The organism is Bacteroidota bacterium, assembly GCA_039111535.1.
In the GTDB taxonomy this organism is placed as follows: domain Bacteria; phylum Bacteroidota; class Rhodothermia; order Rhodothermales; family JAHQVL01; genus JBCCIM01.
Genome location: JBCCIM010000218.1, coordinates 1 through 10,336, shown reverse-complemented (window position 1 = coordinate 10,336; position 10,336 = coordinate 1). Strand labels below are relative to the sequence as shown.

At 49.5% G+C, this 10,336-nt stretch carries 9 protein-coding genes; 6 read left to right on the top strand and 3 right to left on the bottom strand.

From position 1 onward, the window contains the following. Window positions 1-700: TonB-dependent receptor (locus tag AAF564_23235; GenBank protein MEM8488481.1), on the bottom strand; the 700-nt coding region annotated here is incomplete at its 3' end. A 266-nt stretch (window positions 701-966) separates the two neighbouring features. Then, the gene (locus AAF564_23230; protein MEM8488480.1) at window positions 967-2,007 is read right to left on the bottom strand and encodes an imelysin family protein; all 1,041 of its coding nucleotides are present in this window, start codon (window positions 2,005-2,007) and stop codon (window positions 967-969) included. 245 nt (window positions 2,008-2,252) lie between these two features. On the opposite strand from AAF564_23230, the gene AAF564_23225 reads away from it, so the two are divergent. Continuing rightward, the gene (locus tag AAF564_23225; protein MEM8488479.1) at window positions 2,253-4,145 is read left to right on the top strand and encodes a sulfatase-like hydrolase/transferase; all 1,893 of its coding nucleotides are present in this window, start codon (window positions 2,253-2,255) and stop codon (window positions 4,143-4,145) included. A 13-nt stretch (window positions 4,146-4,158) separates the two neighbouring features. Here the strand turns inward: AAF564_23225 and AAF564_23220 are convergent, their stop codons facing one another. After that, window positions 4,159-5,478, bottom strand: coding sequence for a PQQ-dependent sugar dehydrogenase (locus AAF564_23220; GenBank protein ID MEM8488478.1), 1,320 nt, complete (start codon window positions 5,476-5,478; stop codon window positions 4,159-4,161). 262 nt (window positions 5,479-5,740) lie between these two features. Between AAF564_23220 and AAF564_23215 the strand changes: the two genes are divergently transcribed. The 5 genes from AAF564_23215 to AAF564_23195 form a co-directional block, all read left to right on the top strand. Further along, window positions 5,741-7,108 (top strand): VWA domain-containing protein, encoded by a 1,368-nt coding sequence (locus tag AAF564_23215; GenBank protein ID MEM8488477.1) that lies wholly within the window; start codon window positions 5,741-5,743, stop codon window positions 7,106-7,108. A 274-nt stretch (window positions 7,109-7,382) separates the two neighbouring features. Beyond that, on the top strand, window positions 7,383-7,994 hold the full coding sequence (locus AAF564_23210; GenBank protein MEM8488476.1) for an FHA domain-containing protein: 612 nt from the start codon (window positions 7,383-7,385) through the stop codon (window positions 7,992-7,994). Beyond that, on the top strand, window positions 7,901-8,566 hold the full coding sequence (locus AAF564_23205; protein MEM8488475.1) for an IS3 family transposase: 666 nt from the start codon (window positions 7,901-7,903) through the stop codon (window positions 8,564-8,566). Before AAF564_23210 ends, AAF564_23205 begins: the two co-directional genes overlap by 94 nt. Before the next feature lie 293 nt (window positions 8,567-8,859). After that, window positions 8,860-9,894, top strand: coding sequence for a DUF2911 domain-containing protein (locus AAF564_23200; GenBank protein MEM8488474.1), 1,035 nt, complete (start codon window positions 8,860-8,862; stop codon window positions 9,892-9,894). A gap of 7 nt (window positions 9,895-9,901) precedes the next feature. After that, the coding region (locus AAF564_23195; protein MEM8488473.1) for a hypothetical protein at window positions 9,902-10,336 on the top strand (435 nt) is incomplete at its 3' end.

Sequence of the window (10,336 nt, the reverse complement as noted above, 5' to 3'; positions counted from 1 at the left end):
GAAGAGCAACAGACCCGATTAACGCATTGCGGCCACTTACGGTAGATTGCGGCCCCCTGAAGACCTCAAATGCCTCCGCGTCCCACACACCACGAGAACCAAATCTTGTACCGATTGACGATTGTGCAACGCCATCGATATAAAACTGCGCTGTCTGTCCCTGTCCTCCAAAACCTACGCCATTGATTGATATGCCGCGAATCGTAAATCCGCCAAACGCATCGTTCTGAAAATTACCAATTATACGCCCAGCCTCCCGCCAATCACGAATTGCCAGCGCCTCGATTTCTTCAGCACTGACTACATTTACACTAGTCTGAGTTTCTTGAAGGTTTCGGATAAACTTTTCATTCTGGATGACAATCTCTCCAATAACTGCAGCATCATCATGAAGCTTTGCATCCAATCTTGTCAGCACTCCTGATTTAACTTCAACAAGAAAAGTTGATGACTTAAACCCTACATAAGTGACCAATACGTTGTAATTGCCAGGTTTTAGATCTCTGAAGTTATAACGCCCAAAAGCATCCGCGGCTGTCCCCCGCTCATTGTCTTCTAAAACTATGTTGGCACCTGGAAGCGGTTGTCCACTGTTATCGGTAATCCGGCCGGCGAGCTGCCCCATTTCTGATTGCCCGAACGCCATTGCCGGCATTCCCATGATTACCACTGCTAGAATACATTGTGCGAATTTATACATATGACACTGCAAGTATCTTTATTTAGACTTAATCCAAATAAAGATACGTACAATTTATTTCGCCTTTCAACTCCTTTGATCGGAATTATAGTAAGGGATGATTCTATTCTTTAAACCTTAACAGTTAAAATTCTCTTGCAGGGTCGGTGTACTAATCTATAGCTGACTGCCCCGAAAGAAGACCCTATCCGTGAATTATAGCATTCAGAAATGCAACAACACGATAAACAAACATGACTAACGATGAAAGGTGTCCTATCTGAATCTCAACGTATCAAAGGCCTGATGCGCTCCACCAGTGTTTCATGTACCGCAAAAACCGCAACCTGGGCCCGAACAATTGCATCGGGGTCAGCAACCAACGCATCACGAAAACTCTCGGGAATCGCTTCAATGGCAGCGGTTGCGATATCCAGTTCTCCTGCAAAACGCTCGTTAAGCGCTGCATCCTGTCGCGCAATAAACTCAGCGAGCCCTTCTCCCCCGACTGTACCATAATCACCCGTATACACGTTGCGGATGCTCTGGATATTGTGCAAGAAGTCGTTGACCGAATTACGGCTGAACCGCGACTCAGCACTAAACGCATCCTGCGTTGCAAGGGGTGTCTCAATTTTTGTGTTAGCCACGTCGTCCGCGAGGGAAATCAGGCTTTCAACAACAAGCTGCATGGCAACCGTCTCGCTTGGGTAGACGCTGCCTGTTGTGCCGGCGTCAATCAGGTTTGCCCCAAAGTTGCCCCCGCCAACGGCCCACGTATCTAACAACGCCTGCGTAGTGTTTTTCAAGACTTGCGTTGCGGCAACGAGGTATGCAATTTCGCGTTGCGTGAAGTCCAGCGGCTCCTTTCCACCATCTGCCCCAAACAAAAGGAATTCAATGGTGTGGTATCCCTTTTCATTTCCCAGCAGGTCCGAGACGTAATTTACAGAAAGCACCACAGGCCGGCCCATCACGTCGTCCAGATCTGCTTTAGAAATCGGCCAGGTATCAAGCGCAAGGTTGTAACCTTCTGATATCACAGGGCCAAACAAAAATCCTTCTGAGGCCTCCCAGGGTTCGCGCGCGGCAACCCAGGCAGACTGGGCCGCATTGAGCCGAGCCTGCGTACTGCTTTCAGCGTATCCGGTCACTGCATCCAATAACTCAGCGGCTGCATCATTCAGGTCGTCGTATGTTGCGGTAATTACATTCGTGGCCAAATTGGAAAGGATGGCATTATACTCAGATGGTGAGGGGTCATCAGCTGAATCGCATGACGATATGCCCATCGAAACAATAAAAAGACACGCGATAAATTTTGACATGATGGATCTGGGTATTGCTGATGGTCTACCTCGCGCACTTCTTCTCCCGCCGCACTACAACCTGGTGACACGTGTGTGACGTGCCTTCAAAATAGGAAAAAATCAGACAAAACCATCCCCTGTAGCTACGAACAGGTGGTGCAACGTGACACAATTCCGACCGCATATATCCCACAAATTTGATCCTCATGCATAATTGGAATAAGTTCTGACTCCGCCTGCATTCATTCAGTGTTGAGTATCCCATGAACGCACCCCGTCAGCTGGCTCCGTTTGCCTGCATTTTTCTACTGTTTGCGAATCTGAATTGTACAACACCGCCAGACCTCCCCCCACCCAATATTCTTTGGATCACGGCGGAGGACATGAGTCCGGTTTTGGGCTATCTGGGTGATACCTACGCGGTAACACCCAATCTCGACGAGCTCGCCGGCGAGAGCATCATTTACTCTCATGCCTTTGCCACAGCACCCGTTTGCTCGCCATCGCGTGCTGCTCTGATCAACGGGATGATGGCCTCGGTGCAGGGCGCGCACCAAATGCGATCCGATTACCCGCTGCCGGAAGGCTGGGACGGATTCCCGGCGCTGCTCCGCGATGCCGGCTACTATACCACCAACAACGTCAAAACTGATTACAATTCCGGACGCGCCGATACAATTATTGCGGCTTCCTGGAATGAAAACAGTGCAACAGCTGACTGGCGCGGGCGAGCAGAAGAACAACCCTTTTTTGCTGTCTTCAACCACATGGTATCCCACCAGTCTCGCAGCATGGTTTGGCCTTATGAAACGTTTCAAGCTGAGGTTCAAAGCGCGCTAACCCCTGAACAAATTCATGACCCGGCAGCAGCACCGGTACCGCCGTACTACCCAGACACGCCACTTGTCCGCCAAACCATCGCCCGGTTTTACGACTGTGTTACGGTGATGGACAAACAAGTGGGTGAGGTTCTGGCCCGTCTTGAAGCTGACGGACTGATGGACGATACCATCATTTTCTTTTATTCGGACCACGGCTCAGGCCTCCCGCGGCACAAACGTGCACTACTGGACTCCGGCATGCACGTGCCCTTGCTTGTTCGTTTCCCCGAGAAATACCAACACCTGGCGCCACTCGATGCCGGCGCAACAACAGACCGACTCGTGAATTTTGCCGACTTTGGTCCTACCGTGCTTAGCCTTACTGGCGTCGCTGTGCCACCCTACATGCAGGGTGTCCCTTTTCTGGGTCCGGCAGCAGGGCCTTTACACCGGTATGTATTCGGGCATCGCGACAGGATCGACGAAGCCATCGACATGTCGCGATCCGTGCGCGATCAGCGGTACCATTATGTACGGCACTACATGCCCCACCTGAGCTATAACCAGCAGACCGCATGGCCCGACCAGGGTGCAATCAGGCACGTCTTCTACGCTGAGGCAGCCAAAGGGGCCATGACGCCGGCACAAACCCATTTTGCCGGCCCAACAAAACCCATCGAGGAGTTGTATGATTCGTTTGAAGATCCGCAACACCTGAACAACCTGGCGGCGGACCCTGCCTTTGCTGAAATAAAGACGCGTTTGCAGGAGGCATTAAACGAGCATCTGGTTGACAACTACGACCTTGGCTTTATCCCGGAAATAGAAATGGCGCTGCAAGCAGGAGGCAGTGCCCCATATGATTGGGCCAGATCTGGTGCCTACGATGTAGAAGTGCATATGAACGCAGCGGCACATGTTGGGACAGACAACTTCACTGCATTTGACCAAGCGCTGAACAGTACGTTACCCGGCGTCCGTTACTGGGGTGCTGTGGGTTATACGGCAGCTTCGTCTTTATCTCGCGATGCTGTTGGTACACTGCGGAAGGCGCTCAGTGATACGTCACCAATTGTCAGGATCGAAGCCGCGACAGCGCTGCTCAAACACCGGCAACCGGCCGGCGCCCTCGAAACACTCACAAACTTGCTGATGGATGACAATGAAATGGTCATCCTCTACGCTGCGCGCGCCATAGAAATTGCCGGCGAAAACGCACGCGCTGCCATCGACGACATGCAGGTTTTAAACGACAAATACGAAGGCATTACTACGGACCCGGGTTTGTTCATCGGGTTTGCTACCTCCGGCTTCCTAAGCAGAGTTAAAGGTTAAAAGCACACTCCCTTCAATCCCGATACAGGACCCGCCAGATTTTGCCTTTTACAGAATCGCTAATGTACAGAGATCCGTCGGGTCCCTGGGCCAATCCGGTTGGTCTATGGGCTGCGTCGCCGGGGCTTTTAATGATAGCATTGCCTTTGAAGCCCGCTGCAAAGACCTCTGTTTCAGTCGAAAACGCGTCGCCATCCGCAGGGATGAAGGCCACTTGATAGCCTTGCTGGCCGCGGGCGTCGCGCCGGTTCCATGAGCCATGAAAGGCCACAAGTGCACCGCCGGCATAGCGCGCCGGAAAGTGCTCGCCTTGCACCAGGATGAGGTCATTAGGGCCATAATGACCGGGAAAGGTCACAAGGGGTGAATCGTAGGTAGTACACCCTTCTTCAGATTGCCCATCTCCACCATATTCCGGGGCGCGAATACGTTTTTCAAGAAACTGGTCGTAATAACAGTACGGCCACCCCAGGTTACCGCCTTCGCGTACTTTGAAAAACTCCTCAGCCGGCAAATCTGCACTTTGCGCTTCCGTGTAGTACTCACCCCACAGCGTGTACAGCATATCGCGCCCATGCTGCGTAGCGTAGAGCGCGCTGGTGTTGTGATTCCAGACGAGCCCAAGGGCATTACGTATACCCGTCGCGTATTTGTATCCGTCAGCGGCAAAGTCTTGATTGGAACGGACCGCACTAAACCGCCAGATGGCTGCCTGTTGTTCGAGCTGGGGGCACGGATCGATGCCCATTTTCGAGTCGCCAGCTTCCCTGCATACATTGGAAGGTGCGCCCACGTTCACATACAGATTGCCGGCGTTATCAAAGGCAAAGGGTTTTGCTGCGTGTGTACGTTGTTCTGGAAATCCGGTAACCAGCATCTCCGCTGCTGCTGCCGGCGAAAGTTCGCCGGGCTCAAGTGGAAACCGTAAAATGGCATCTCTCGCACCAAAGTAAAGATAGCCTTCGTGCAGTTCGATACCCGTGCCCTGGTAATTTCCGAATCGTTCGACAACATCAATCCGACCATTACCGGTTGTATCGCGTAGCGCAGCAACGCCACCCGGATCTTCTCCCCGCGCCCGCATGGCTACATACACATCCCCCTCTTCGTCAACAGTCATGTGGCGCGCATAGCCAAGGCTATCGATAATCACATACGCACAGAATCCTTCAGGCAGGGTCAGTCCTCCGTTATCAGGATCACAGGTATATCGGTCCGTGGCCTTGGTAACCGGGTCAGACGTACATCCGGCAAATGCAGCAACGCCGATCAATAAAAACGTCAAACGTGCGCGACGGACCAGTTGAGGGGCTTGGCCTAAGTACTTCATCATGCGTTCTAAGCGTGGTAACGTAGTATCAGAAGTGCTTGCATGCTGATCTAATGGATAATATGCCACAGCAATATATCAATCAATGCCTATTTACAGATCAAATATGGGACCGTAATGGTCCGCACAATATTGCTCGCGTAGCATAGTGCCAGTCTACAATTTTGCAGTCCACAATAACTTTGCAGGTCATTCCGTTATACCAACAGATCATACTGGTCGGGGCCCCTCTCCAGCACTTCATCACATCAAACAGGAGAGCATCATGTTACGCATATCCCTGAATGCGCTCGTCTTAACAGCCGGCGCACTGTTTCTATCGTATATAACACTCCAATACTTTGACACCCGTAAAGCCGGCGGCGTAAATCCGGATAGCGGCAACCAAATTGGCTTTGTAACCAGTATCAGCCATCCTTCGCTGCTGGGCGGCACTACACAACGCACATTTATCAAAGTTGACCTGACCGGTTTCAAAATAACCAAGGACATCCCTAAAACACCCGTCAACGTCGCCATTGTACTCGACAAATCGGGGTCTATGAACGGCGAAAAAATGATGCAAGCAAAGAACGCCGCCTTGCAAGCTGTTTCGCGATTAAGTGAAGGGGATGTTGTGTCAATTATTACGTATGACAACACTGCCCAGGTGTTACTGCCGGCAACTGAATTCTCACAGATCCAGCAAATTGAGCAGAAAATCAGCCAGGTCACTGCCGGCGGTGGCACGGCATTATATGATGGCGTGGTAACGGGGGCAAATCAAATCCGGGAATTCCTTGCAGACAATCGGGTAAACCGCGTGATTCTCCTATCGGATGGGCAGGCCAACCACGGCCCGGAAACACCCGATGCCCTTGGTAGCCTTGGTGCCTCTCTCATTCAGGATGGCATTTCAGTCTCTACCATCGGGCTCGGCCTCGGGTATAACGAAGACCTCATGGTGGCACTGGCCATGCGCAGCGACGGCAACCACCATTTTGTAGAGCATGCAGATATGCTTGCCGGCATGTTCAACCAGGAATTTGGCGATGTTCTCTCGGTTGTTGCACAGGATGTACGGGTATCCATCAACCTTGCGCCGGGAATTCGTCCTATCAGTGTATTGGGCCGGGAGGCATCCATTGATGGCCGGCAGGTTGACGTAAGCCTGAACCAGCTTTACAGCGAACAGGAAAAGTACGTGCTACTCGAAGTGGAAACGTCAGGCGAGAAAACAACCGGCACGTATAAAATTGCAGATGTCAGCCTCGCATACGCCAACATGTTGACGCAGGCAGAAGAGCATCACGCCCAAAGCATCTCAGCAACCTTTACCAATTCCATGGCAGAAGTTGAAGAAGCTGTCGACAAGAAAACCATGGTTTCTGCCATTGAGCAGCGCGCGGTGTTAAATGAAGAGCAAGCCATTGGCCTTCGCGACATGGGTCAGTTGCGGGAAGCCGAAGCGCTCTTGCAAGAAAACGCTGTGTACCTCGAACAAAATGCTGCTACCTATGAAGCCGATGTTCTACTAGAAAAAGCGGAGCGGAGCCGCGGTGTAGCTTCTAGCCTCGATGATGTCTCCTGGAAATCACAGCGTAAGCAGCTGCGGTCTGATCACTACAAAGTAAAGACCCAGCAGAAGAACTAGGCTCATGCTGCTTCAGCAGCATGAGCCGTATCCTGAACTTGATTCAGGATCCAACGAGGCATGCTCCCTAAGCCTCAGATCAAGTCTACAGGAAATGACAAGATTTTGCTTGCCCAGCAGTACACAGGTCACATGCATTGCGCGTGTGGCCTGTATTGTTGTGCACCTGTAACAGTTCTGCCTCCCGCGCATACGCAAGATTGTCTGTATTGAAACAACAAAATTGTATATTGCGGAGCCTCCTACTGGCTCTGTGTACCCAACCCAAATTGTTATGCCACCAGCTGATGACCCGTTTTCTGCTTCGAGAGACACCCTTGTTATCCTCGATCACCTGAGCGGTTATCATAGAGGTACGCGTGATACCTTGATGGCTGATGACGTTAAAATTGGCTCTTCAGCGGATGTAGACATTCACTTCCCTGCCGCAAAAGTACCAACGGTGGCGCCCATACACGCACACCTGTACAAAGCGGACAACGGGTTTCACATCCGTGCATCAGAAAACACAACGGTCCTCGTCAATGACAAAGCGATTAATGATACGCACCTGTTCACCGGCGACTTGATCCAACTCGGTGATGACGGACCACTGCTGCGATTCAGACTCTACCAGGAGGCGAAGAGATCTTATAAGTCGGTTCGCGAAGCCGTGACGGACTGCATCGATTGTGCAAAAAAGGAAAGCAAAAACCCAATTGGCCGCACCATCGCATTGCTCCGTGGCATCCCAGCCCAAATGCCCCAGCTTTCCCCCCTTACCCGCGTCATAATGCTGGGCTTAATGGGAGCATATCAGGGAAGCTTACAGGCCGAGAAGGCTGGCATGTCAATCCGAAACGCATCCACAGGCTATGGAAGCAGGCTGGCCTTCAAGTGCCTCTGAAGCAGCACAAGAAGCGACGCCTGGGAACGAGTGAGAATGGCTGTCTCAGGCTAAAGGCAACTCATCCCGGCCACGTGTGGAGTATCGACCTCCTCTTTGACACTACCGAAGATGGGCGTCAGATGAAGTTCATGCCGGTCATGGACGAATACACACGGGAGTGTTTTATGATCGATGTATCGCGCGGTATTACTTCACGCCGTGTGATAGAAGTTCTTGATGGGCTCTTTGCGCTCCATGGTGCACCGGCGAATCTGAGAAGTGACAATGGCCCTGAGTTCGTCGCAAAGGCGCTTCGAGAATATCTCACTGCAGCAAATGTCGAAACGCGTTACATTGAACCAGGAGCTCCTTGGCAATACGGATATATCGAGAGTTTTAACAATACCTTTCGAGACGGACTACTCAACCGAGAGATCTTTACGACGGTACTAGAAGCCCGGGTGTTATCGGAGCAGTTTCGTCGCCGTTATAACGAATACCGACCACACAGCAGCTTGAATTACGAGACACCAGCAGCATATGCTGCTGGTGTGAAGAAAACCCTAAAACCTGTGCCGCCACTAACTTGAAACCTGGATCAGAGAATGGAGGCATTCCAGTGTTGTGTTTGTTAAAAGATTTGACACTAGTTATATAGATGTCGAGAGGGCTGTTATTAGGATGTTTCCTTTGGATAGTTGACTGAATGAATAAGACCTGAAACACTCACATTTCTGGAAGTATAATATAGAGTGTTTTTACACGTTATTACTTTTGTATCTTACGTTAGATATGCTATCGAAATTATAAACTAGTGAGTATCTCAGCTTAGCTGCGTATTCCTGATGGAGGATAGCTTAGTTTGTTTGTGAATTACGAAACCATGAAAAATCATCGAGCATTGTCTGCTATCTTTGTTTTATGCATGTTATTTCTAATGCAATTGAACATATCATTTGCTCAACAAAGAGGCGCTGACTCTTCTCAATCAGCGAGGAACGCCGAAGCAGTTGGTAACATAGGTTCAGTAAAAGTTAGAGTTACATACGGAGCCCCGGAAGTTAAAGGGCGAACAGTCTTTGGAGGGTTAGAGAAATGGGACAGAGTATGGCGTGCTGGAGCAAATGAAGCAACCACTGTGACGTTCTCGCAAGACGTTTCGATTAACGGAGACTTTCTCAAAGCCGGTACATATTCTTTTTTTGTTGTTCCGAAAGAGAATGAAGATTGGAGAGTTATATTCAATTCTGTACCGAATCAATGGGGATCATATGACTACGATCAAGCCGAAGATGCGCTACGCACTCTAGTGAGCCCTGAAGAGAATGAGCACCAAGAACGACTAGTGTATAGTTTTGAAAACATCACCGAGCACTCGGGAGAACTAGTGCTCAGATGGGCAACAACTAAATTACCAATTGAAATTAGCACGAAATCTGTAGCAGAGCTGAATAAAGAAATTGTTTTCAGCAAATTAGATTTATTAAGACCAAACTCTGTGCTTGTAGAAAGTCAGTCTGAATTGTTTATTGCCAAGCTAAGAGCATTAGATATACCAGCATTGCTACCTTCTGAAGGCGCTAATTTAGAGCGAGCCATAGTAGTTGATCATGAATACTATTTTAGTATTCGCCTAGAGGAGGCAAGCCTTCAAATCGCAGGTATGAAACTCGATTGGAATGACTCGAATTCGGTAAAAGATGTCACTTTTGATGCTGAGTATTTTGACTTTGGCGTTTCTCTTAATTTCTTACAGTTAGGGTCATCTATTGAACTCACACTTGTGTGTGATTCGCACAATGATCTCAGATGCAAAAATAGTGAGTATATTTATAGTCTTCGTGATGGACTGTCGTTCTATTTTGAAATGGACAATAGCATTCGGCAAATACCTAGTAAATTAGTTTTAAATAAATAGCGATCTTATGGCCATGAAGTTTATCAAATTATCACTCCTTAATGCATTCTTCATGACCTGTTGTTTAAATGCACAGGATGTTTCTTTTATGAAGCCTGGTGATTTATTAAATGGCACAGGATCTGGAGTCATTGATTCAACAATATATTTAAATAACATTCGTTTCCCGATTGAATCTCCTCCTGCATATGCTAATTCACAAGTTTACTCGCCCGGGGGGAGTAAATACAATACGATTGGGAGTGCATCAAAAGGGGCCCGTGGTGAATGTGACGAATCAAACTATTCTTACCCATGGCGAGATACATTCTGCGAGACCAGAGATAGAAGGAAATCAGCAATATGTCCAACAGGAACAAAGGTACATCTTGGCGTAGATATTCGCCCGAGTACTTGTGAAAAGGATGTCCATTATGCCGTTGCAGTCGATTCTGCAATTGTG

Coding starts and splice junctions, on each gene's coding strand:
- AAF564_23215 (MEM8488477.1), top strand. CDS start 5,741: ATGTTACGCATATCCCTGAATGCGCTCGTCTTAACAGCCGGCGCACTG.
- AAF564_23230 (MEM8488480.1), bottom strand. CDS start 2,007: ATGTCAAAATTTATCGCGTGTCTTTTTATTGTTTCGATGGGCATATCG.
- AAF564_23220 (MEM8488478.1), bottom strand. CDS start 5,478: ATGATGAAGTACTTAGGCCAAGCCCCTCAACTGGTCCGTCGCGCACGT.
- AAF564_23210 (MEM8488476.1), top strand. CDS start 7,383: ATGCCACCAGCTGATGACCCGTTTTCTGCTTCGAGAGACACCCTTGTT.
- AAF564_23200 (MEM8488474.1), top strand. CDS start 8,860: ATGAAAAATCATCGAGCATTGTCTGCTATCTTTGTTTTATGCATGTTA.
- AAF564_23225 (MEM8488479.1), top strand. CDS start 2,253: ATGAACGCACCCCGTCAGCTGGCTCCGTTTGCCTGCATTTTTCTACTG.